This window comes from Paralcaligenes ginsengisoli, assembly GCF_054781135.1.
Genome location: NZ_BAAGUZ010000031.1, coordinates 364,922 through 388,517, shown reverse-complemented (window position 1 = coordinate 388,517; position 23,596 = coordinate 364,922). Strand labels below are relative to the sequence as shown.

Genomic DNA, 23,596 nt, shown 5'->3' with positions numbered 1-23,596 from the left:
CTAGGCAAATTAGGGGCGTCCATGTACTGACGAAGGGAAGGCGGGGGCTTTCGGCGGGCGCTGTTTGAGTGGCGACCCGCAACGCGGGGCGACGCGAGTTGGCCCGACGCCCGCCTGGACGAGGCAGACCCGGGCAGTCGGATAGCGCAGCTAGCCGACCGCTGGACGTGCCGGACTGCACAGCACCGCCCGCCCTGCGGCGTCTTTATAGAATTAACCGCCGCCCACACAGCAACGCACCGTCCAACCTCATCATTCAAGCCTGTACAAGCAGCTCAAATTCACAGATCAAATCTAAAAACGGCTCAAAAAAATCGACTGAAACGCGTCCAGTGTCCTAAACACTTGAACCAAGAATACTCTAGTCGCCGGCCTTGATTTCATAGGGCAGAGCTTGCAGCTCGATGGCTGGGCCATCGGCCTGGCCTAGCCTGAATGCCGCCGAGCCCAGGTCGGAAAGCTGGATTTCAAGCAGTAAATGCATTTTGCCGTTCGCCGCCGCGTTATCGTCGCCGGCTGCATTGATTACCCTGCCACATGGATTGTCAGGGTGAAGAGAGTCGTAGATATCCAAACCAGGCAGTCCGGACGCTGCTGTAGTGGAGGGAGTCGACGCCAGTCCGTATGCCATGCGACGCTTGACCGTGCCGCGATAGTGGCTACGGGCAACCACTTCCTGGCCTGGATAGCAGCCTTTGCTGAAGCTGACCCCATCTATAAGATCAAGATTCAGTGTTTGTGGGATAAATACATCCTGTGTGGCCGCCACTACCCAGGGCAGGCCCGCAGCGATATCGCCCGCCTGCCAGAAGGCATTGCCCGGCCCTTGGGCGGATTCCTCCAGCCCCATTGCACTGCCATCGGCTGCCTGTTGAGTTGCGGCGCCTGCCGCCGGCAAGCCTGAAGAAGTGTCGTGTGCGACGTACCACCAGCGGTCAATACCCGAATCGGCGCAGGGAGCCGCTATCCATGCTCCTGTTGCCGCATGCACCACCGACCAGGCGGCGGGATGGGCGGGCAGGCTATCCAGATCACTTGCAAACGCCTGGGGCCGGCTGGCCGCCGCTTCATCGGTATTCGATGAAACGGCCGCGACACCGCGGGATATGGCTATCCCACAGGCTCTCAGCGTTGTCCGGCGCAGCTTGGCTTTGGCGCGTAACACATACATGGACAGGCGTTTAATGAGTGCGTCGGCAATATCTGCCTTGACCAGGGCATGCACGATGGGACTTTCCGCCGTGCCGGCATGCCAAAGCACCAGTGTGCCCAACAAACGCCCTTTGGGCGTGCAATAACCGGCCAGGCGGGCTGTATTTTCGGGAAGGTTGGCCACATCCTGTGTAAGTTGGCTGTGGAGAAAACTGAGCGCATCGGCTCCGGCGATTTCGATGAGGGCCAGATCATCCAAAGCTGTGGCGAAAAGTAAAGAATCTTTCATGGGTGCAACAGTACTCGCAACAAGAGACACAAATTAGCGTAGCGATTATCATAGCGGGCTTATTGAAACGCCGCTCGGATAACATTCAAATGTTTAGGGCTTAATGGCGGGTCGCCAAGCGATGAAGCATGCACTTACCAGGCTCCCGCAGCGACTCGGCTACACTCCGAATAATGAAAAAATTTCGCTCGCTTCTCGTGTACCTGCTCGTGCTGTGCCTGCTGTTTGCCGCGGCGGCTGCAGCGGCGGCGTGGTTCTGGGCCAACAGCCCGGTCACCCTCAAGGCCGATCGCATCGATTATCTGGTCGAGGTTGGCAGCCGCCCCAGGGCGGTTGCCAAATCCATGTTGAAATCCGGAATAAACATCAATGAAAATGCTTTTGTGGCGCTGGCCCGTTTAAGCGGCCAGGACAAATTGATCAAAGCGGGGGCCTATGAAGCCATGCAGGGCGATACTCCCTGGACTTTGCTGGACCGCATGGCGAACGGCGAAATGACTCAAACCCACATCACGCTGGTAGAGGGCTGGACCTACCGGCGTATACGTCAGGCGCTGCATGACAACCCCCAAATCAAGCAGACGCTGGATGGCGTTTCGGATGCCGAGATCTTGAAACGCCTGGGCGCAAGCGAAAGCAGCCCCGAAGGCCTGTTTTACCCCGACACGTATGTTTTTGTGCCTGATTCCAGCGATTTTGATATTTTGCGCCGCGCCTATCATGCGGGCCAGCAGCAACTCGCGTCCATATGGGACGAGCGTGACGCCGGCTTACCGATAAAGACGCCTTACGAGGCCTTGATACTGGCGTCGATCATCGAAAAAGAAACCGGTCATGGCGCCGATCGCAACCGTATTGCAGGAGTGTTCGTCAACCGCCTGCGGCTCAATATGCCTTTGCAGACCGATCCTGCCGTTATTTATGGCATGGGGACGTCTTACCAGGGGAAAATTCGCAAAAGCGACCTGACGGCCGATACGCCCTGGAATACGTATACGCGTACAGGCTTGCCCCCCACGCCCATAGCAAGCCCGGGGCGGGCGTCGCTATTGGCGGCAGTCCACCCCGAGGCTAATAAATTCTTGTATTTTGTCTCGCGCGGCGACGGCACCAGCGAATTTTCCGAGGATTTGTCGGCGCATAATCGCGCTGTGTCCAAGTACATTCTGGGAACCAATCACTGATGCAGATTCAGCGCGGTTGTTTTATTACTCTCGAAGGCCTTGATGGCGCAGGCAAAAGCACCCACGTGCAATGGCTGGCCGAGGAACTCAGGCGCCGCGGCTTGCCGGTCATTTCGACCCGTGAACCCGGCGGAACCGAACTGGGCGAGCAATTGCGGCAAATGGTACTGGGCCAGGCCATGCACCTCAAGACGGAGACCTTGCTGATGTTCGCAGCTCGCTGCGAGCATCTGCAAACTGTCATCAAACCCGCACTGGCAGGCGGGCAATGGGTGGTATGCGATCGATTTACCGATGCCAGTTATGCCTACCAGGGTGGCGGACGCGAGCTTGGAGGGGCCATGATCGAGTCGCTCGAACAGTGGGTGCATCCTGATTTGCAGCCGGACCGCACCTGGCTGTTCGACGTTCCTTTGGCGGTTGCCCGCGAACGCCTGGCGCATACGCGCGAACTGGATCGATTCGAACAGGAAGGCGCCGCCTTTTTTGAACGTACCCGACACGCCTACCACGAGCGTGCAAGACAGTACCCGGAACGCTTTCGGGTGGTCGATTCGACCCGCCCCATCGATGTCGTCCGGCACGACCTGTCGCAGCAGCTCGAAGCTCTGATCCAAATACATCAGGCCTCTTGCGAGCCGGAGCAGGGGGTTTGAGGCCATGAGCGAAATCCCGCGATTTTTGCCCTGGCAGGAAAAAGTGGCCCAATCATGGCTGAGCCAGCGCGAGCGTTTCGCGCACGCCTGGCTTCTGCATGGCCTGGCGGGAATCGGCAAGCAGCAATTTGCTCTGGCTGCGGCGGCAAGCCTGCTGTGCGAAGCACCGGTTCAGGGCCTGGCGTGCGGGCATTGCGCTGCGTGCCAGTGGCTGGCCAGCGGCAATCATCCCGATTTGCGTCGTATCCGGCCCGACGCCGTTGCACTCGAAGAAGGCGCGGAAGCTGTCGACGAAGAAGATACCGGCACAGCGTCAGCCAAGAAAGCGCCGTCCAAAGAAATACGGGTCGATCAATTGCGGGCGCTGAACCACTGGTTCAATACCGCCACGCATCGCGGCGGATGGCGTGTCGCGGTAGTGTATCCAGCCCAGGCGCTCAACGGCATCTCGGCAAACGCCTTGTTGAAGGTACTGGAAGAACCCCCCGACTATACGGTATTTTTGCTGGTGGCCGATGCACCGGACCGCTTGCTGCCTACGCTTGTGTCCCGGTGCCGGCGTCTGCCCTTGGCCATTCCTTCCGCGGCCGATAGCCAGGAGTGGCTGCTGGCGCAGGGCCTTGCCAGTCCGGATTCATGGCTGGCCGCGGCCGGAGGCGCTCCTTTGTCGGCCCTGAAGCTGGCGCGCAGCGGATCGGCCGCCTGTCCCGAATGGCTGGCGGAACTGCTGGGCTCTCTTGCCCAGGCCCAGGTGCCTGACATAGGGCGTTTTGCAGACATGCTCGAAAAAGAGCCGCCCGGCGTATGGATTGATGCGTTGCAGCGCCTGTTCCTGGATTTGTCGCTGGCCGCATCGGGCGTGCCGGTTCGTTATTTTCCGGGGCTCCAGAAAAAGATACAAATTACCGCTGAGCGCGCGTCCATAGCGAATCTGAGCGATACTGGCAAATGGCTGGTTCAGCAGCGCGCGGTGGCCAGCCATCCCTTGAACGCCAAATTGCTGGTCCACAGTATGCTGCAACGCGTTGCGCTGGCTTGTCGTCCGGTTTCGTAGCTGGCGCCGGCCGGGGTCATTTCTTCATCATTCAGTAAAATGCCCGTGGTGCCGCCACGCTGGCGGCAAGCCGCAGCAATGCAAAGATTTATTACCGAAACCTGCCATGTACGTTGATTCTCATTGTCATCTGAATTTTCCCGATCTCGCCAAAAATCTGCCCGATATATTAGGCCGCATGGCGCATAATCGCGTCAGCCACGCATTGGTGGTCAGCGTGAATCTTTCTGATTGGCCTGGGATCATGGATTTGGTGGCGCCATACCCGTATTTGTATGCTTCGGTCGGGGTGCATCCCGACTATGAAGACACGCCCGAACCCACGGTCGATGAACTGGTGCGCCTGGCTCAAGCGCCCAAAGTGGTGGCGATCGGTGAAACCGGGCTGGATTATTTTCGCCTGACCGAGCCCCTGGAATGGCAACGCGATCGTTTCAGGACACATATCCGGGCCAGCAGGCAAAGCGGTCTGCCCTTGATCATTCATACCCGATCGGCAAGCGCCGATACTTTGCGTATCATGAAGGAAGAGGGTGCGGACGAATATGGCGGTGTAATGCACTGTTTTACCGAGTCCTGGGAGGTGGCCCAGGCCGCCATGGACATGAATTTTTATATTTCCCTGTCGGGCATCGTGACATTCAAAAATGCGGGCGACCTGCACGATTTGGCCAGGAAATTGCCTTTGGATCGTTTGCTGATTGAAACCGATTCGCCGTATCTTGCACCGGTTCCCCATCGCGGCAAGCTCAACGACCCGTCCAAGGTGGTTCATGTCGCTGAAAAAATAGCTGATTTGCGGGGCATCCCGGTTTCAGCTATTGCAGAACATTCAACTTCTAATTTTTTTAATCTTTTCAATAAGATAAAAAATTAATTTAAAGTAATTTATTTAAAATAAATTATTAGATGAATTACATCATATATTATTCGTAATAAGCTGATATGAAACAAAAAATTACTTTCCAATCAAAGCAAATCGTAGGCTCAGGCCTGGCCCTGGCTTGCCTGGTCTTCTGCGTGGCTGCTTACGCCGCGAACCCTGCTGTCTGGTGGAACGACATCAGCAATGACCGTGCGGCCGATGTTCAAACCCTGCTGGCTCAGGGAGCCGATCCCAATGAGGCCAACACCCAAGGACAGCCGGCGATCATGCAGGCAATTCGCGACGGCGCCTGGCATGTGTACGATATATTGGCTGGCGATAGAAAAACGGCAATCGACGCGGTCAACTCCAATAATGAAACCCCGCTGATGTATCTGGCCATAGCGGGGCAGACAAAAAGGGCTGAAGCGTTGATCAATCGTGGCGCGAAAGTGAATCGCCTGGGCTGGACCCCTTTGCAGTACGCCGCCTCCAAGGGGCACCTGGACACCGTCAAGATGCTGATCGCGCACAAAGCCATTGTCGACGCGCCCGCTCCCGACGGCACCACCGCCCTGATGATGGCCGCCTTCTCGGGCAGCCAGCCGGTAGTGCAGGCTTTGCTTGATGCGGGAGCCGAGGTCACTACCCAAAACCTCGACCACCATGATGCGGCGGATTGGGCTCATTTGAGAAAACACGATGACCTGGCCAAGCAGCTTGCCGCCCTGATCAAAAAGACACAAGATCAGCGGGCCATCCAGCACGCCAAAAATCAGGCGCAGGAAGCGGCTTCAGAAGCATCCGGCGCCGGCACGAATGCAACGGTTCCTGCCGCGGGAGGCATGCCAGAAGCGGAAACCGCTCAACCCGGCGCCGCCGTACCGGCTGCTTCAAATGGAGCGGCGACGGGCAAGCCAGCGGACAATTCGTCGTCGCGGTATTTCAATCCGGCCGATATCGATCCCAACGCGTCACATTGATCGAAGGCAAGTGGGTGAAAAGCGGACGGTGTCGATGCACTTCTGACCGGCGCATCGACACCATGAAGCAAAATTTCCCGTGCCTTGCACGGGCTCGGCCTGCATTTAGTTCTGGGCAGGCATATATTCCGGCTTCAAAATGCCTTGCAGGGCCGCGTACGGTATCAGCAGTTCCGGCTGTCCTGCGGAATATGGAGCGATTTGGTATGAATCGTATTTCACGACCAGGCCCTGGTCGGTAAAGGCAAAATTCTCGCTCGGCTGAAATGGCCAGATCCGCGCGTAGGTAGCGGGATCGCGCCGGGCATCGGGATTGTCAGCCAGCCACCGGCTGTGCGCTTCTTTCAAGGCCGAAACATAGGCAGCCTGCTGGCCGGCTTGCAGAATTTCATCCAGCCCCAGTACCAGATGCCTGCTGTTATCCCAGTTCAGAAATTGCGTGGCTGAGATTCCATGCGCCGCGCCGGTGAGATACTGCCATGTATTCAATTCTATGACCGTCAGGTATTTGTTTCGATACCTGGCCTTGGCCGCCAACAGCGTCGAATCGCGTGGGGCCGCCGTTTTCCAGAAATAATCCTGATAGCCGGCAACGGTATCGTAAGGATGAATGCGGGTGGTGCTGACCCCGGTCATTACCGCCAGGGCATGGTCGACAAGTTCGGTCAGCTTGGGAACCCCCGGGAATACCAGGGAATCCAGTTTGAGCGTTGGGCATTCTCCTTTGCACCCAGGCTTTGTGTGCTCCCATTTGATGGGCTGCGTAAAAAGCCCGTCCTTGCTGGTCTGGGCGGCGATCTGATCGGCGGGTATCAGCGAGATATTGCCGCTTGGCCCGCTGGCGCAAGCGGCCAGCAGAGTAAGAACGGCAAAGGCCGGGCCCAGCCGCATGGTGCGTGTGACGAGTTTCATTGTTTAACGGTTTGAGTGTCCTGGCCAAGCGGCACTTTACGTGCCGGCTCATCAAAAGCCGCGGCGGGTGCAGGATTGACGAGGGCGATGTTGCCCATTTTGTGGTCGTTGGGGCTTGTCCGGCAGAAAAGATCAATCATGTTCATCCTTTAATTGGGTGCTGTGTCAATCGGGCTGTCCCGGTGCACTTATGTGTAATGCACATCCGGTGCGGCCAGCGCCTGTTCGACGGAGGGCCGCAACTCTTGCGGCGTAGTGCTTGAGCCGAAGCGCCGCAGTACTTGCCCGTCGCGGCCGAGCAGAAACTTGGTGAAATTCCATTTGATGCCGCGGGTTCCCAGGACTCCCGCTTTCTCGTTTTTGAGCCAGATGAAAAAGGGATGGGCTTGAGGGCCGTTGACGTCAATTTTTTGAAATAGGGGAAAGCTTACCCCATAGGTGCTCGAGCAAAAGGATTGAATCTGGTCGGCATTGCCCGGTTCTTGATGGCCGAACTGGTTGCAGGGAAATCCCAGCACCACAAAACCGCGGTCCTTGTAATCGCGGTACAAGGCTTCAAGCCCTTCGTATTGAGGCGTAAAGCCGCATTCCGATGCCACGTTCACGGCCAGTACAATTTGATTCCGGAAGCGGGAGAAATCGATGATTTCGCCCGTCAGGGAAGGTGCCGAAAACACATGAATCGATGTCATAAGTGAACGTCGAACGAACCAGTGGTTGACTGGCTTACACTTTAACAGGGAGCGGGCATGCGCCGCAAACTTGCCGATCAGGCACCTGCGGTCAGCGGAGCGGGCAAGCGGCCATGGCGCGCCGTACCCCAAATTACCAGCACCAGCGCGCTGGCGGAAATCAGCGCCGACAGCAAGGGCAAGTGTCCGATAGCCATATGATGGCGTATGGCGAGGCTGCCCAGCCAGGCGCCGACGGCATTTCCAAGATTGAATGCACCCTGATTCAGGGTTGAAGCCAGATTGGGCGCTTCGGCCGCCTGGTCGACCACCAGAGTTTGCAACATGGGGACCAGCGAAAACCCCAGCACTCCCCAGACAAACAGGACAGGCAGGGCCGGTATCCAATAAGGCAGTACCAATGTCAGAATAATAAAAATCAGCGCCAGGCTTGCGAAAATCCAGCGCAGGCCGGCTTCCAGATGGCGGCCTCCCAATCTGCCGCCCAGAGTGCTGCCGACCGTAAGCGCCACCCCATATAACAACAGCACTCCGGTGACGCCGCGCTCGGAAATTCCACTGACCTCTTGCAACAGGGGAGCAATGTATGTGAACACGCAAAAAAGCGCGGCCGAAGCAAGCACGCTGGCCAGCAAGGGCCAAAGCACTTTCAGGTTCTTCAATACTCTGAATTCGCTCACAATATTGGTTTGCTGCATAGGCAGCCTGCCGGGTAGCCAGCATCCTAAAGCCAGCACGGCGCATAGGCCAATTCCCGAGACAGCCCAGAAGGCAGAACGCCATCCGGCCATTTGGCCGAGCCAGGTTCCCAGCGGCACGCCCAGCACATTGGCCAGGGTCAGGCCGGTGAACATCAGTGCAATGGCTTGCGAGCGCTGTGCTCGGGGCACCAGGTCGGCAGCAACGACGGCGCCGATTCCGAAAAAGGCCCCATGACAGAACGCCGTCAGGACGCGCGCCGTCATCAGCCAGTGATAAGAGGGCGACAAGGCGCAGCATAAGTTTCCCAGCACAAAGGTGCTGGCCAAACCTATCAGGGTGGCTTTACGCGGCCACTTTGAGGTGGCTACGGCAACAATTGGCGCGCCGACAACGACACCCAGGGCATATGCCGTTATCAACAAGCCGGCAATGCCGATGGAAACGCCCAGATCGGCGGCTACATTGGGCAGCAGGCCCATGATTACAAATTCACTGGTTCCGATACCGAACGCTGCGGCAGCCAGGGCGATAAGAGGCAGGGACATAAAACAGGAAAAGGGCTCTTGATGGAGGTTGGCGATTCTGTCTCAGCAACCTAGGGAAAACCCGTATTCTACGCTGAATCACGCCAGCCCTTCATGCTTTTCCGGCACATGTGGCCTGGCATCCACGTCTGCCTCCCGGAGGCGCGCATGAGCATGGCCCCGAATCGTTTACTATCATGCTTGGCTTTCCCTCCTGAAACACCACATTCGATGCCATGACAAAAATCTATCATAATCCGCGCTGCGGAACCTCGCGCACTGTGCTGCAAATGCTTCAAGAGCATGGCGAACAGCCTGAAATAATCGAATACCTCAATCATCCTCCAAGTCGTGCCGAACTCGTGGCGCTTATTAAAAATGCGGGGCTTTCCGTGCGTGAAGCCATGCGCAGCAAAGAAACGGTCTACCAGGATCTGCAGCTCGATAATCCTGCACTGAGCGACGAGCAGCTTATTGATGCCGTGATGGCTCATCCCATACTCATGAACCGGCCGTTTGTGGTTACTGTCAAGGGAACGCGGCTATGCCGGCCTGCTGACGTGGTCAACGACATACTTTAAGTACGGGTCCCGCGCTCCCGGATGACTTCCCAGATCTTTGCGCTGGTTTTTTTGGCCGCTGTCTTTCATGCCTCATGGAACCTGATTGCGAAACGGGCTGCTTCGGCCGGAGCGGCCTTTGTGCTGGCGTACCGATTTTCGTCGACTGTACTGCTTGCGCCTTGGGTGATTTATGTCCTGGTGGTCAATGGCATGGCGTGGAGCGGCACTGTGGTGGGGTTTATATTGCTCTCCAGTGTCATACATCTTGCCTATGGCCTGTCCTTGCAGCGCGGCTATCAAGTCGCCGATCTCTCTGTCGTATATCCCATAGGACGCGGTACCGGGCCTGTGCTGGCTAGCGCGGGCGCTTACCTATGGCTGGGTGAAGACCCTTCTTTTTCCAAGATCGGCGGCATGCTGTGTGTCGTGGCTGGCGTTTTGCTGATTGCGACACAAGGCAATTGGCGTATTTTTTCGCAGGCTCGCGCATGGACGGGTGTGCGGTGGGGCTTGCTGGTGGGCTTGCTGATTGCCTGCTATACCGTCGCTGACGCCTACAGTGTCAAGTGGCTGTATATAGCACCGGTAGTGCTTGACTGGTTTTGCGGCTTGACGATTACCCTGATCATGGCCCCAACGGCATGGGTACGGCGCCAGGCCGTGATTCAACAAATGCAGGGAAAGTGGCGCCTGGCGGTGGCAGTAGGGCTGCTGTCGCCGTTGGGCTATATCCTGGTGCTGTATGCTTTGCAGCAGGGCGCACAGGTCAGCATGATTGCGCCTTTGCGTGAAATGTCCTTGATGATAGGCACTGTGGCCAGCTTTTTCATACTCAAGGAGAAAGTAAACGCGGCCCGCCTGGCGGGTTGCCTGGCGATTATCGCAGGTGTGATTGCTCTGGCGCAGCCGTAGACCTTGCGACGGTCGATGGGTTTGTGACCGGGTATTTCACAATGTGCGCCGAGCGCCGAGTGTGATTAAATCGGCAAAAATCAGGAAGCGCCAATGAACCCATACGATTATTTGCTTGAATTGCCGGACTATATACTTTTTGTGATTTGCATCTTGGCCATGGGACTGCTGACGGTCGTTGCCACGCTGGTCATGAAGTTCGTGGGCAGGTTTTTCCCCAATAAAAAAGGCACCACTCTAATCAACACCATGCTTTCCGGGATCCTCCTGCCCACCGGGATGGTACTTGCCTTTGTGGCCAATGATGTCTGGCAGGCAGATGAAAAAGGGCGGGTGGCTGTCGAACAGGAAGCCACTGCGATCGCAGATAGTCTGCGGGTGGCGAAGTATCTGTCAGCGACCGATGGACAGCCTGTCGCGGCCCTGATCCGGAATTATGGGCGTGCGGTGATTCATACCGAGTGGCCCATGATGGGACGGCACGGCGGAGCCAGCCAAGAGGCGGAAGATTACCTTGAGAACCTGGCGCTCAAGGCGGTGGAGCTCCAGACCGGGGTGCCCAATTCAGTGCGCAGCATCGGCGGCAAAGAGTTGCGCCGATACATACTGCGCATTGAAGCGGCCCGCGGCACCCGGCTGGCTATTGCACAGTCCAGCGTCCGAATGCCGAAGTGGGTCGCGGTTTTCGTCATGTTGTTCGTATCGGCGTGTGTCATGGCCGAACTCCACCTGGGCTTTCGGCGGTCGCTGGCCATTTCCATGACTCTGTTTTCGTTGGGCTTCGGGGTAACCATCTTTTTGATTGCGGCTTACGATGAGCCGTTTACCGGGGTCACGACCATTTCATCGGCACCGATCGAGCGTGCCCTGGCGCGTACCTATCACTGAATTTGCGGGCTGATGCGTCTGCGTGGTTTCGCCTCGGCTCGATGTGACTCAAAACCTGTCGTCCGAGGTCGGAATATTTCCCATGGAAACAACAGTTTGCCGAAATCCCAGAGGGTTTTGATACTGAATTTGCACGGATAGGAATAGAATCGCATTTTCTCGACGTTGACGAGCACCACTTGCACTGCAATGGTGCGTTCCGTGGTCCCTGGCATGCCGTTGCCGGCTTTCCCCGACACTTAATAGAGTAACGTTTTCATAGGCTTGAATGAAAGGACCGTTGTGAGCGCCATACGATGGCTTGCTGCGTTGAGCGTGCTCGTTTGGGCAGGCTGCATTGCGCCGGCGTGGGCCGCCCCTGGGCTGGCTGAATGCCATGGCATGAAAGACCTGGTTTTTGTCGCCCACCAGGACGATGATCTGCTCTTCATGAACCCCGATATCCACGCAACGATCGGCGCGGGCGGTTGTGTGCAGACAGTCTACCTGACTGCCGCCGAGCGGGGCGAAGGCATGGGTTACATGCTTGGCCGCGCCCGAGGCGTCCGGGCCGCTTACTCGTATATTGCGCAAACGACCAACAGTTGGCTGGAAGACGTCGGCGACTTCGACGGACGGCATCTGGCCCGTTTTTTCCTGATGGGCGACAAACGCGTATCCCTGATACACATGCGCTTGAAGGATCCGTGGCTGGGAAAGGGGTGGGGTAGCCTGACGCCACTCAGCCGGGCCGAATCGGTTCCCGGAGCGACTGTGGAGTCGCTGGGACCCTATCCGGAAACGTACGACCGTGCGCAGCTGGTTGCCACCCTGGCGGCCATTATCAAGGATTACCAGCCTACGGTCATTCGTCACATGGACGATACCATCAGCATTCCGTACAACAAGCTGTGTTGGCGCTGCATCGGTAACGATCACCCGGATCACATAGCCAGCGCGCGCCTGGTGCGCGACGCAATCAGGCAGGAGCCAGGCAATTATGCAGAGGTGGCCTATGTCGACTACCCCACGCAGGAACGCGCTTCGAACCTGACTGCAGCCGAAACTTCCGCAAAAACCGTCGCATTCAAGCACTATGCCTGGGAAGATTACCGCTATTGTCCGAAAGATCCTGCCAGTTGCAAGGAACCGGCCGGTACGGCGGCGTCCTGGGTAAGCCGCACCTATTACGTTATACGCCATACCCTGGCGCCGGCTATTGCCGCGGACTCAAACGGCGGCTATCTGCTGTTTGCCGTCGGCGAAGCCAATTCCGCCGCGAATGTTCATGGCAGCCATGATCAATCCTGGCTGTCGCTCGGAGGCCGCATTCCCGGGCGCGTGGCGGCCTACAATTTGATCGATGGTCGTACTGGCATACTCGCTCGCGACGCAACGGGCCGTTTATGGGCCAATGTCCGGAATCCGGATCGGCATTGGCGTGGCTGGCGTGAATTGGTAGCTATACGTACAGTCGATTTGCCTCTTATGTCCCGCAGCGCACAGGGGCAGCCAGCGGCGCTGGCGATGGGCAACGACGGGATATACCACTACGCGGTTGAGATGGATTCGGAACGGGGCGAGTCGTGGCATTGGACCAGCCTGCCCAGGCTTGCAGACGCTCTGCCCAATGCTGCCGCGGCGCTTGATGCCAATGGCAACCCGGCGGTTTTCGCCTCGGATCGCAACGGCGGCCTTTGGGTGAGCTCTCAACGGCTGCCCGGAGTCGACAGTTGGACAGACTGGCACCGCTTGGGCGATGTCTCTACGTCTGGGGGCCTGGCGGCGCAGCGTGATGTCAGGGGCCTGATCGAGCTTTATGTCAGGGACCGGATAACAGGCCATATGCTGCAGTTGATTCAATCGCAGCGTGGCGCTCCTGGCGAGGGCTGGGACGCGCCCCGGGATCTGGGTTTTTCCTATATCGGACAACCGGCCATAGGACTGAACGAAAAAGGCAAGGTGGCCATTGCCGCCCTGGGACACGACGGCGGACGGCTTTGGCTGTTCGAAGGAGGGGCTCGTGCCGTTGTGCTGGGAACGCATGTGGAGTCGTCTCCGGCGCTGCGTACGATCAACGGCACATTGTATGTGCTGGGCCGCAGCAATCAGGTCAGGCAAACATACTGGCTATGGACTCGCGGCAATGGCAATTGGCGTGCGCCTCAACTGCTTGCGGCGCCTCCCGCCAACGGCGGCGCATCGTTCACAGGAAACCCCGATCGACTCCCGGATCATCCGTTCGCATCGCCCATTCTATCGGCTCAAGCCGGCATGAAATAACAATATCAGGCAAAATACGCTACGCGATTCTTGTAGACCGGGAGTCATTTCATGGTCGATTTCGATCAAGTGTTTTCGATTGCTTTGGCGTGTATTGTCCTGATTGTGGTTCCGGGGCCCAGCGTCATGTTCATTGTGGGGCGTGCGCTGAGCCATGGCCGGCGCAATGCACTTGCAACAGTGGCCGGCAATTCCCTAGGAACGTATGGCGTGGCCATTCTGGTGTCTTGTGGAATCGGTGTTATTTTGCAAGAGTCGTATCTGTTGTTTGTCGCGATCAAGATTCTGGGGGCATTGGTCCTGATTTATCTGGGTGTGCAGGCCATCAGGAATCGCAAAGCCATCAATCCATCGCTGATGAGTCAGAAACATTCGCAAAACGCCCTGGTTTCCATGCGGCAGGGCTTTTGGGTGGGCCTGACGAACCCCAAGGCGGTTATCGTTTTCGCGGTGATTCTGCCTCAATTCGTGCACCGCGAAATCGGCCACTCGACATTGCAGATGCTGATGCTGGCCACAATACCGGTTATGGTTGGATTTTGTTCCGACACAGTCTGGGCACTGACAGCCGCCCGGGCGCGGGCCTGGTTTGCCCGTTCGCCGGCGGGTGGCCGGGCAGTTGGCGCTTTGGGCGGCTTGCTGGTCATGGGCTTGGGCATTATCATGCTTTTCAGCGCGCGCAAGGCGTGAATCGAAAAGGCCCTGAGTGAAGAGAACCGTCAGGCCTGATCGTTTTCGGGCTCTTGCAGCATGGTTTGTATATCGGCTGCCAGCAGTTCGTTCATGCGCTCGCTGGTTTCCTTGGTGGCGACCATGAAACGCTCGTCGTCCCCCCATACTTGCTTGAGGGCCTCGAACATATTTTCATCATGCCTACGAAACAGGCGTGCCGCGCGTGCCGCCTGAAACTCCTTGAACCCCAATGTTTTAAGGGCTTCCGCACCCAAAACCAGGCCGGCCTCAAAGGTTTCCCGTTCAACGACATGAGCCCCCTTATCCAGTAAACGGTACGCGTGGCGCCGGTCGTAGGCACGCGCCAGAATCGTAAGGTTCGGAAAATGGCGGGTCGCTATTTCAACCAATCTTTCGGCCTGATCGCGGTCGTCGATTGCCACGATCAACAGTTTCGCCTCGGCTGCGCCCGAAGCGCGCAACAGATCCAGACGCGTTGCGTCGCCATAATATACCCGGCGGCCGAATCGTCGCACCAGCTCGACCTGTTCGGCACTGGCGTCCAGTGTCGACGTTTTAAAACCGTTCACAATCAGCAGGCGGGCGGCGATCTGGCCAAAGCGTCCGAAGCCGGCAACGATTGCATCCGGGCGATCATCGAAGGCTTCGTTTTCGGGCTCGGGTATTGAAGACAGGCCATGAGCGCACCAGCGCTTGTAGCCCATCAGGGTCAAAGGAGTAAGGGCCATGGATGTTGCCACCGCGGCGGTCGCCAGCCCCGATATGCCAGCTGTGATTATGCCCGAGGCCGAGGCTATTCCAAGCAGCACAAAAGCAAACTCCCCACCTTGCGCAAGCGCGGCGGCAGTCAGGGCGGCAGCCCGGCCGTCCACGCCAAAGAGCCGGGCGACGAGGTAAATAACGATCATTTTGATGGCCATCAGGCCGATGACGAAGCCGGCCAGCAAAACAGGCTGGGTGGCGATCAGCCCCAGATCCATGCCGGCGCCTATTGAAATAAAAAACAAACCCAGCAGCAGGCCCCGGAACGGTTCGATATCGCCCTCGAGCTCACGCCTGAATTCGCTGTCGGCCAGAACTACGCCAGCCAGGAATGCGCCCAGAGCGGCGGAAAGTCCAACCGCTTCCATGAGCAGCGCCACCGCGATCACCAGTAACAATGCCGAGGCGGTAAAGATTTCGCGCGAGCGGGTATCGGCAATAAACCGAAAGGCGGGGCGGGTCAGATAACGGCCCGCGCCGATGACCAGCATGACGGCGGCCAGCACGGCAAGCGCATGGACCCATGCGGGGAATCCCGCCAGCATCCCTTGTTCGGACGAGTTCAATGCGCCGGCTCCGCCCGCAACCAGCAAGGGCAGGGCGGCAAACATGGGAATGGTTGATACGTCCTGGAATAGCAAAATACCGAATGCCGCGCTCCCGGCAGGCGTATGCCTGAGTCCTTTTTCTTCGAAAGTCTGCAACACGATGGCGGTCGAAGACAGGGATAGGATGAATCCCAGGGCCACCGCCTGTCGCCAATCCAGCCCTAAAGCCAGGCCCGCTGCCGTCAAGGCCAGGCCCGTAGCAAGGACCTGGGCGCCGCCGAGGCCGAAAAATACGCCGCGCATGCTCCATAGAACAGTAGGACGGACCTCAAGGCCGATGAGGAACAGCATGATGACGACGCCGAATTCGGCAAAATGCATGACTCCGGTCTGATCGCCCACCAGATGCAGGGCGAAAGGGCCTATTGCCGCACCGGCAATAAGGTAGCCGAGCACCGATCCGAGCCCGAGCCTTTGTGCGATGGGAACGGAGATCACGCCAGCCGCAAGATAAACCAGTGCCAGCCATAACAAGCCCATGCCTTCCATGAATGTATTTCCTTATTGGGGCTGCGGGCGCTCAATGCAAGGCGCGCAAGACTTGACCCCGAGTGTGTTGTCGTTTCCAGGATAGTAGTGCACCTCGCGCTGATTCAGGGCCGATATTTTGTGGCGGAACACGCCATCGGATTGATTTTAGTGTTTAGCCTAATGCCAATTAAATAGTTAATATGTTAATTTTAATAATTGATATGTTAAGTTATTGCTTAAAGTCAAGGCATGATCACAATTAGTACAAAATGGAGAGGAAGAAAATGAAAGGCTCGGCTATTTATCGCAAATTATTTGTTGAGTGGCGCAGGCGGCTGTCGGCATTGGCTTGCCTCGGTTTTCTGGCGGCTCCCGCGCTGGCTGCCTCATATCCGGACCACCCGATACGCTGGCTGGTGCCGTATTCGGCGGGCGGCGGCAGCGACATATCGACTCGTCTGGTGGCGCAATTGGTGTCCAAGGAACTGGGTACCAGCATCGTTGTGGAAAACAAGCCCGGCGCTGCCACAATCGTGGCCGCGCAAGAGCTCAGGCGCGCAGCGCCCGACGGGTATACCGTCATGACCGCGGGACAGGGTACGCTGGTACTCAACCCCAGTTTGTATGCCAATCTGGCGTACGATGCCAACAAGGATTTCGAGCCGGTAAGCACTTTGGTCAGGCTGCCTGTGGTGCTGGTGGTACGCCCCAATCTGCCGACCGCGAATCTGCAGGATTTTGTCGCCTACGTGCAAAAAAATCCTGGCAAGCTTTCCTTCGCCTCGGTGGGAAATGGCAGCCCTCATCATTTGGCCGCCGAACTGTTGCTGGAAAAAATCAAAGGCACTGCCACCCATGTGCCTTATAAAGGAACTCCCCCTGCCTTGCAGGACATTGTGGGCGGCCAGGTCGACTTCATGATGGCCGACCTGTCGGCGGCCGCACCGCTGGTCCGTTCCGGGAAGCTGCGCGCCTTGGGAATTCCTTTACCTGAGCGCAGCTCGACTTTGCCCGACGTGCCGACTTTTGCCCAGGCCGGTTTGCCGGGCTTCGAGGCCTACACATGGCAGGGTGTTGTGGTGCCCGCCAAGACGCCCAAGGACATCGTAAGCAGGCTTAACCTGGCCATCGCCAAAGCCCTGGCCGATCCGACCGTCGTCAAGAAGCTTAATGACCTGGGTATTCAGGCCATGGGCGATACGCCGGCCGAGTTCAAGAGTTTTATCGCTTCGGAACAGCAGAAGTGGGGCGGAGTCATACGCGAGCGCCACATTTCCCTGCATTGATCTCTACGGCCCTGGCCACTGGTCCGGGCCTGCTCAAGGCTTCAGGTTCTTGTTCAGAAAGGCAATGGTGCGCGACCAGGCGAGCTTGGCCGCCGCCTCGTCGTAACGCGGAGTCGTGTCGTTATGAAAACCGTGGTTGACACCCGCATACATGTACTCCTGGTACTTGATGCCATTGGCTTTGAGCGCTGCTTCAAAAGCCGGCCAGCCGGCATCGATGCGCTCATCCAGGCCGGCATAGTGAATCAGAAGAGGGGCCTTGATCTTGGCGGTGTCTGCCGCGCTGGGCTGGCTGCCGTAAAAGGGCACGGCTGCCGCAAGATCCGGCAGGCGTACCGCCAGGGTATTGACGACTCCGCCGCCGAAACAGAATCCCACGGCTCCGATTTTGCCGGTGCATTCGGGGCGCGATTTTAGAAATTCAGCCCCGGCAACGAAATCTTCAATACGCTTTTTCGGATCGAGCTGGGCAAACAGCTTGGTTGCTTTTTCTTCGTCGCCAGGATAACCGCCCAGAGGTGTCAGGGCATCGGGGGCAAAAGCCACGAAGTTTTCCAGTGCCAGGCGACGCGCCACATCTTCGATATAGGGATTGAGCCCGCGGTTTTCGTGAACCACCAGAACGCCTGGCAGTTTGCCGGCGGGCTTGGCCGGCAGCGCAAAATATCCGCGCATGGTGCCGGACCCGTGCGGCGAGGGGTAGTTCAGGTATTGAGTTTTGATCCGGCTGTCGTCTTTGGCGACCTGTTGGGCGTACGCGTAATTGGGTTTAAGGCTTTCGAGCATGGCTGCCGCGGTAAAGCCGCCTACCGCAAACTTGGCGGCTCGATCCAGGAATTCCCGGCGTCCGATCATGCCATGCACATATGAATCAAACAGCTTGAGAACACCGGCAGGAAAATCGCTGGCTTTTTTGCGTTCCATGATGAGGTCTCCTTGAGGCAGGGCAGGCTTGCCGTGATGCCAGGCACACTGGATGGCCAGTCCACGGCAAAGAGTAGGGCTGCAATCGATAAAGGCTGCAGGCGAAGTTTGCACCCGAATCGGCCAAAAGTCATCACTGTGGCACGCCTCCTGTGTACAATAATTTACTCAATCAGCATGGCAAACTATGGTTTCCGCCCGTCATTTTTTTGATAATCATCTGCGGCTGGCCATCACTGTCGTGGTGGGCGTGGCTGTTGCCCTGGCTCTTCCCGCATCCTGGAAACCGGATAGCCGGATATTGGCGGGGTGGAATATTACGGTATGGCTTTATCTGTGTCTGATGGGATGGCTGATGATGCGTTCCGATCCTGTTCGGGTGCGCAAACTTGCCGAGCAGGAAGACGAAAGCGCAGGAGCGGTTCTGGTGATCATGTCGATTGCATCGGTGGCCAGCCTCGCGGCCATCATTCTCGAACTTTCGACCGTAAAAGACTTGCCGGCCAATCTGCGCCTGTCCCATTATGCTTTTACCATCGCTACGGTTTTCGGTTCGTGGTGCCTGCTTGGGACATTGTTCACTCACCATTATGCGCGCCTGTTCTATCGGTCCAAGGCAAATCAGCGGCCTTTGCATTTTCCGGAAGGTGAACAGAACCCCGACTATTGGGATTTCCTTTACTTTTCTTTCACGATAGCCGTCGCCGCCCAGACTGCGGACGTATCCGTAATGAACAGGGCGGCGCGCAAGGCGGTGCTGGCCCAGGCTGTGCTCAGTTTCCTATTCAATGTCGCCATCGTAGGCCTGTCGATCAATATCGCCGCCAGCCTGATTGGCTCATGATGGCGCCGGCGTGGCCGGCAGGGCCAGTATGGTCTGCCGCTTGAGTATATTTTCGGAAGCCGGGCGCAGCAAGATCTTGAGATCCGCGGGCAATAGCCGCATCAGCGCCGGCACGTCGGTAAAGTTGCCTGTAATGCCCAGAGTGAACAGATGTCCGGGCTGCTTGAAGTCCTCTTGGTAGAAAGCCCCGTACCAGATTGGCACTGGGGGTTCCCGGTCGGACTTTTCCAGCAGATAGTCAGATCGCCAGAGCCTGAGTACGGTCCGCGATAGAGGTTTGCCGGGATCCAGGAGCACGAATGCCAGCCCCGAGCCCTTGCCCAGATTGTATCTGGGCAGCACCGGCAGTTCCTTGGCCGCGGTGCTCGGAATCAGCCATAACAGTGTCGTGCGGGTCGACCATGCCGGCGGCGCCAGCCATCCGGCTCGCTCCAATCGGCTTTGTATGTGGTCGGCGCTATCGGCCCATTGCAGCACAAACAGCTCTTTGTCGTGGCTTCGCAGTTCCACCCGGTATTTCGGCAGTTTTTGCCAGGTGCTGTCTGTCCATTGCGTCAATGTAATGGTTTGGGTCCGCGATTCCGGTGTGTAAAGCGACAAGTCGGAGTCCGATCGATAAATGAATGTCCAGGCCCCGCTTGCCAGCAGCACCGCCAGAGCCAAGCCTCCCAGAGCTCGGGGGTGCAAGCGTTCAGATACCTGGCGCTGGGTATAAATAATGACAGCCAGCGTCAGCCATGCGACACCCAGGCTCCAGCCTGCCAGGACATCCGACAACCAGTGCGCGCCAAGGTACAGGCGGGAAATTCCGATCAGTACAATCCCTACGGTGGTAATGACGGTGATGGCCGCCCGGTTGATCGGAGTCTGGCGGCGGGCGACGAGATAGGCCAGAAAACCATAAATAATCATGCTGGATGTAGCATGCCCGCTCGGGAAAGAAAAATGTTCGATGCCGCTGTACAGGTTCAAGGGGCGAGGCCGATTTGTAATCAAGGCCAGCAATCTGACCAGGCCTTCGGCGATGATTGTCATTGCCAGCCAATAACCCGCCGTGCGCCAGCATCGCCGCAGGACGAGCCAGCACATCACTGCCAGTGCCACGAACAGGCGGACACGAACGCCGCCCAATTCGGTGATTCCGACCATGAGGTGATCCGCGGGCCAGGTGCGCAGTCCCTGCAGCATATTGAACAGGGCCATATCAAGATGCACTAGCGAATCATGCGTAAATACATCTTGCGCGATAATCAGGAACAGCACGCTGCTGCCGACGAACAGCAGCGTGCATAGCAGCAGGGCATGTGAACCGGGTTTATGCGGATCAAGCAGCATGGACACCCAGAGCCGGGTTCGGGAAGGCGGTGTCGGGGCGGTCTGATTGGCCCATAGCAACGCGCGATCCCGCCATTTCCGGAGTATCGGTATGCCGTTCCTGATGGCCATGCGCGTTACCCATGCGACAAGCCATATCAGCGCGACGAGCAGGATCAGGATCAAGGCAATCCGCCCGCTCACCGCTCGGGCCAGCTGGATTGACGCCCCGAATACCAGGCCGGGCAGAATATGGGCGGGCGACCAGACCAGCGCAGACCCGATATTCGCGAAATAGAATTCCGTGCGTCGCATATGCGCAATACCGGCAATAAAGGGCACGATTGCGCGTACCGGAGCGATGAAGCGTGCGAACAGGATGCTCTTGCCGCCATGTTCGCGGATAAATTGCTGGCCGCGTTCGACCAGGGCTGTACGCCGCTGGAACAGGCCCCAGGTTTTGATCTGTTCGTAGTATTTCCGGCCCACTTCGTAGCTCAGGCCGTCGCCGCACACAGCGCCGATGGCAGCGATGCCGAGAGTGGCCCATACATTAACCGCTCCCGTACCGATCAGGGCTCCGGCGGTGAACAGGACAACCCCTGCCGGAACCAGGGTGCCAACGAGGACGATCGATTCGGAAAACGCCACAAGAAACACAACCAGCAGGACCCAATTCGGGTGCAGAGCGATGTCGTTGAGCAGCGCATGCATTCAGTAAGCTCCTTGCCTGGCGGGGTCAAGCCTTTCCAACAAAAAAATAGAAGGCAATATTGAATTCAGTTTGCCCCAGAACCTTGAAAATGTCATTAATATGCGCCTAGACTATTGCACTGGATGCAGCTGTGCGTCGGGTGTGGCTCTGTCTATATAAAAACCGGAAAGCATCAATGACCAACTCCGATCGGCGGTCTTTTTTAAGAAAGGCCGCGATTTCCGCCGCATCGATGGCATTATTGAATGCCGTGCCTGAGTCAATACGCAAAGCGCTGGCCATTCCGGCGCATTCGGCTACGGGCACGCTCAAGGACGTGGAACACATCGTTGTCCTGATGCAGGAAAACCGGTCGTTCGACCATTATCTGGGGCATCTGAGCGGGGTTCGAGGCTACAACGACCGCTTCCCCATTCGCTTGCCCGATAAGCGGCCGGTGTGGTTCCAGCCAAGAAGCAACTCGTTCCAGGGCACGATTGCTCCTTTCCATCTTGATACGCAGACCACCAGCGCTCAGTGTATCGGCGATCTGGATCACTCGTGGCGCAAAACGCATGCGGCGTTCAACAGCGGCCGCTACGACGCCTGGCCGCAATATAAAACAGACATGACCATGGGATACCACCTGCGCCAGGATATTCCGTTTCACTACGCCCTGGCCGATGCGTTCACGGTTTGCGATCACTATTTTTGTTCCATGCCCGGGCCCACCCACCCGAACCGAATGTTTCTGATGACGGGCACGGTCGATCCCTCCGGCAAGCGTGGCGGCCCGCTGATCGATAATCGCGACCCGGTGTCACATCCTGAATTGCCCGGATTCACCTGGAGGACCTATCCGGAACGCCTGGAGCGAGCTGGGTTTTCGTGGCAGATATATCAGGAAGGCACCGATCCTCACGATATTTATCAAGGGAATTTTGGCTTGAATGTGCTGGCCAATTTTAAAAATTTCATCGACGCGCCCACTGGCTCCTCCTTGCGTCGCAGAGCCATGACGGCCTGTCCCGTGACGCAATTGGCTGATGACGTCAAGCAGAACAAACTGCCGCAGGTTTCATGGGTATTGCCGCCGGCGGCTTTTTCCGAACATCCTAAATGGACCCCTGCCTATGGGGCGAACTATATTGCGAGAGTGCTGGATGCCTTGACGGCTAATCCCTCGGTGTGGAGCAAGACGGTATTGTTTGTCCTGTATGACGAGAATGACGGATTTTTTGATCACCTGGTACCGCCTCAGCCGCCGTCCGATGCCAGTCAGGGGAAAAGTACGGTAAGCATTCAGGACGAATTGCACACGGTCGTCAATCCTGCGCACAGGCCCGTGTACGAAGCCGATAACTTGCCTTACGGATTGGGTCCACGAGTGCCGATGATTGTAATTTCCCCCTGGTCCAAGGGCGGTTTTGTATGCTCCCAGGTATTCGACCACACATCGGTGATCCGATTTATCGAGCAGCGGTTCGGGATATTCGAGCCGAATATCAGCGCCTGGCGGCGCGCGGTATGCGGCGACCTGACAGCCGCGTTTGACTTCTCGCGCAGCGACGAACTCATGCCGGCCTTGCCCGACACCGCAGGCTATCGAGCCTTGGCCGATCGGCAATGCAGTACATTGCTGAAACCGGCTCCGCCTGCCGGCGATGCCTATGCCATTCATGCGCAGGAGCCCGGCACCCGTCCTGCCCGGCCCCTGCCTTATGACCTGCATGTGGCGAATCAGGTGGATATCCGTAAAAGACAAATACAATTGACTTTCACCAATAGTGGCAGGCAGGGCGCTCATTTCTGGGTGTATGCCGATGACTCCGGGAACAGCCCACGGCGATATACGGTCGAGGCAGGCAAGTCGTTATCCGACAATTTCGCCACCAATGGGCAATCGGCAAGCTATGCCTGGACGGTATACGGCCCCAATGGCTTCCTGCGCAGTGTCAAAGGCTCCATACCCACGACGGACGAGCCTGACACGACATTGTTCACGATACAGGACGGCTACGATACGATGAACGCCGAGTTCCTGTTGGAACTGAGCAATCAAGGTACGGAGCCGCTGTCCATCGTTCTGACGGATATGGCCTATGGAAACCCCGAGCAGGGAATCACCTTGATGCCAAAAGCCAGGCATGTCTCGGCGTGGAGTGTAGCGGGTAGCCACCACTGGTATGACGTGACGGTAGCCTTGATGGGCTACCCTGACTACATCCGGCGCTATGCGGGCCATTTGGAAACGGGCCGGGCCAGCAGCACCGATCCGGCGGCGGCCAATCCGGTCCTGCTTTGACTCCTCCCAGGGACCAGGCAGGCCGGTAACGTATGGAAAGATATCTCCGGGAAGTCC

21 protein-coding genes are annotated in these 23,596 nt (G+C 57.6%); 13 read left to right on the top strand and 8 right to left on the bottom strand.

Going from position 1 to position 23,596, the window contains the following annotated elements; translation table 11 throughout:
- Window positions 1–361: 361 nt before the first annotated feature.
- Entirely contained in the window at window positions 362–1,441 is a 1,080-nt protein-coding gene (ygfZ, locus tag ACYVIS_RS15890) for a CAF17-like 4Fe-4S cluster assembly/insertion protein YgfZ (protein WP_232743218.1), read from the bottom strand.
- 173 nt (window positions 1,442–1,614) lie between these two features.
- On the opposite strand from ygfZ, the gene mltG reads away from it, so the two are divergent.
- The 5 genes from mltG to ACYVIS_RS15865 all read left to right on the top strand — a co-directional run bounded on the left by mltG (window position 1,615) and on the right by ACYVIS_RS15865 (window position 6,183).
- Window positions 1,615–2,625: an endolytic transglycosylase MltG gene (mltG, locus tag ACYVIS_RS15885; protein WP_232743217.1), complete on the top strand. Its 1,011-nt coding sequence runs from the start codon at window positions 1,615–1,617 to the stop codon at window positions 2,623–2,625.
- Entirely contained in the window at window positions 2,625–3,281 is a 657-nt protein-coding gene (gene tmk / locus ACYVIS_RS15880) for a dTMP kinase (RefSeq protein ID WP_232743216.1), read from the top strand. The genes mltG and tmk overlap by 1 nt, the downstream gene beginning before the upstream one ends.
- Window positions 3,282–3,285: 4 nt before the next feature.
- Window positions 3,286–4,335 (top strand): DNA polymerase III subunit delta', encoded by a 1,050-nt coding sequence (gene holB, locus ACYVIS_RS15875; protein ID WP_460874395.1) that lies wholly within the window; start codon window positions 3,286–3,288, stop codon window positions 4,333–4,335.
- A gap of 106 nt (window positions 4,336–4,441) precedes the next feature.
- A complete protein-coding gene (locus tag ACYVIS_RS15870) occupies window positions 4,442–5,212 on the top strand; it encodes a TatD family hydrolase (RefSeq protein WP_232743214.1) in 771 nt (256 codons plus the stop codon).
- Window positions 5,213–5,280: 68 nt separating this feature from the next.
- Complete coding sequence (locus tag ACYVIS_RS15865; RefSeq protein WP_232743213.1) at window positions 5,281–6,183, top strand: ankyrin repeat domain-containing protein; 903 nt, start codon at window positions 5,281–5,283, stop codon at window positions 6,181–6,183.
- Between the two features lie 105 nt (window positions 6,184–6,288).
- Here the strand turns inward: ACYVIS_RS15865 and ACYVIS_RS15860 are convergent, their stop codons facing one another.
- The 4 genes from ACYVIS_RS15860 to ACYVIS_RS15845 form a co-directional block, all read right to left on the bottom strand.
- Window positions 6,289–7,095 (bottom strand): RsiV family protein, encoded by an 807-nt coding sequence (locus ACYVIS_RS15860; protein ID WP_232743212.1) that lies wholly within the window; start codon window positions 7,093–7,095, stop codon window positions 6,289–6,291.
- Window positions 7,092–7,235 carry a hypothetical protein gene (locus tag ACYVIS_RS15855; RefSeq protein ID WP_232743211.1) on the bottom strand — a complete coding sequence of 48 codons (144 nt, stop codon included), beginning with the start codon at window positions 7,233–7,235 and terminating at the stop codon, window positions 7,092–7,094. The genes ACYVIS_RS15860 and ACYVIS_RS15855 overlap by 4 nt, the downstream gene beginning before the upstream one ends.
- Window positions 7,236–7,283: 48 nt before the next feature.
- The gene (locus tag ACYVIS_RS15850; protein WP_460874394.1) at window positions 7,284–7,787 is read right to left on the bottom strand and encodes a glutathione peroxidase; all 504 of its coding nucleotides are present in this window, start codon (window positions 7,785–7,787) and stop codon (window positions 7,284–7,286) included.
- Window positions 7,788–7,864: 77 nt separating this feature from the next.
- On the bottom strand, window positions 7,865–9,034 hold the full coding sequence (locus tag ACYVIS_RS15845) for an MFS transporter (RefSeq protein WP_460874393.1): 1,170 nt from the start codon (window positions 9,032–9,034) through the stop codon (window positions 7,865–7,867).
- Between the two features lie 215 nt (window positions 9,035–9,249).
- Between ACYVIS_RS15845 and arsC the strand changes: the two genes are divergently transcribed.
- From arsC to ACYVIS_RS15820, 5 genes are all read left to right on the top strand, one after another.
- Window positions 9,250–9,594: an arsenate reductase (glutaredoxin) gene (arsC, locus tag ACYVIS_RS15840; RefSeq protein WP_232743208.1), complete on the top strand. Its 345-nt coding sequence runs from the start codon at window positions 9,250–9,252 to the stop codon at window positions 9,592–9,594.
- Between the two features lie 21 nt (window positions 9,595–9,615).
- The gene (locus ACYVIS_RS15835) at window positions 9,616–10,488 is read left to right on the top strand and encodes an EamA family transporter (protein ID WP_460874392.1); all 873 of its coding nucleotides are present in this window, start codon (window positions 9,616–9,618) and stop codon (window positions 10,486–10,488) included.
- Between the two features lie 93 nt (window positions 10,489–10,581).
- The gene (locus tag ACYVIS_RS15830) at window positions 10,582–11,376 is read left to right on the top strand and encodes a bestrophin-like domain (protein WP_460874391.1); all 795 of its coding nucleotides are present in this window, start codon (window positions 10,582–10,584) and stop codon (window positions 11,374–11,376) included.
- A gap of 282 nt (window positions 11,377–11,658) precedes the next feature.
- Window positions 11,659–13,638, top strand: a complete 1,980-nt coding sequence (locus tag ACYVIS_RS15825) for a PIG-L family deacetylase (protein ID WP_460874390.1) — start codon at window positions 11,659–11,661, stop codon at window positions 13,636–13,638.
- Window positions 13,639–13,689: 51 nt separating this feature from the next.
- A complete protein-coding gene (locus ACYVIS_RS15820; protein ID WP_460874389.1) occupies window positions 13,690–14,328 on the top strand; it encodes a LysE family translocator in 639 nt (212 codons plus the stop codon).
- 29 nt (window positions 14,329–14,357) lie between these two features.
- Here ACYVIS_RS15820 and ACYVIS_RS15815 read toward each other — a convergent pair whose 3' ends face one another.
- Complete coding sequence (locus ACYVIS_RS15815) at window positions 14,358–16,190, bottom strand: monovalent cation:proton antiporter-2 (CPA2) family protein (RefSeq protein WP_232743203.1); 1,833 nt, start codon at window positions 16,188–16,190, stop codon at window positions 14,358–14,360.
- A 266-nt stretch (window positions 16,191–16,456) separates the two neighbouring features.
- Between ACYVIS_RS15815 and ACYVIS_RS15810 the strand changes: the two genes are divergently transcribed.
- Window positions 16,457–17,458 (top strand): Bug family tripartite tricarboxylate transporter substrate binding protein, encoded by a 1,002-nt coding sequence (locus ACYVIS_RS15810; protein ID WP_460874388.1) that lies wholly within the window; start codon window positions 16,457–16,459, stop codon window positions 17,456–17,458.
- 33 nt (window positions 17,459–17,491) lie between these two features.
- Here the strand turns inward: ACYVIS_RS15810 and ACYVIS_RS15805 are convergent, their stop codons facing one another.
- On the bottom strand, window positions 17,492–18,382 hold the full coding sequence (locus ACYVIS_RS15805; protein WP_232743201.1) for a dienelactone hydrolase family protein: 891 nt from the start codon (window positions 18,380–18,382) through the stop codon (window positions 17,492–17,494).
- A gap of 187 nt (window positions 18,383–18,569) precedes the next feature.
- Here ACYVIS_RS15805 and ACYVIS_RS15800 point away from each other — a divergent pair, with 187 nt between their 5' ends.
- Entirely contained in the window at window positions 18,570–19,226 is a 657-nt protein-coding gene (locus ACYVIS_RS15800; RefSeq protein WP_232743200.1) for a DUF1345 domain-containing protein, read from the top strand.
- On the opposite strand, the gene ACYVIS_RS15795 is transcribed toward ACYVIS_RS15800, so the two are convergent.
- Window positions 19,221–21,254 carry a bifunctional DedA family/phosphatase PAP2 family protein gene (locus tag ACYVIS_RS15795; protein WP_460874387.1) on the bottom strand — a complete coding sequence of 678 codons (2,034 nt, stop codon included), beginning with the start codon at window positions 21,252–21,254 and terminating at the stop codon, window positions 19,221–19,223. The two genes, ACYVIS_RS15800 and ACYVIS_RS15795, sit on opposite strands and share 6 nt — an antisense overlap.
- A gap of 176 nt (window positions 21,255–21,430) precedes the next feature.
- Between ACYVIS_RS15795 and ACYVIS_RS15790 the strand changes: the two genes are divergently transcribed.
- On the top strand, window positions 21,431–23,539 hold the full coding sequence (locus ACYVIS_RS15790; RefSeq protein ID WP_460874385.1) for a phosphocholine-specific phospholipase C: 2,109 nt from the start codon (window positions 21,431–21,433) through the stop codon (window positions 23,537–23,539).
- The last annotated feature ends 57 nt before the right edge of the window (window positions 23,540–23,596 follow it).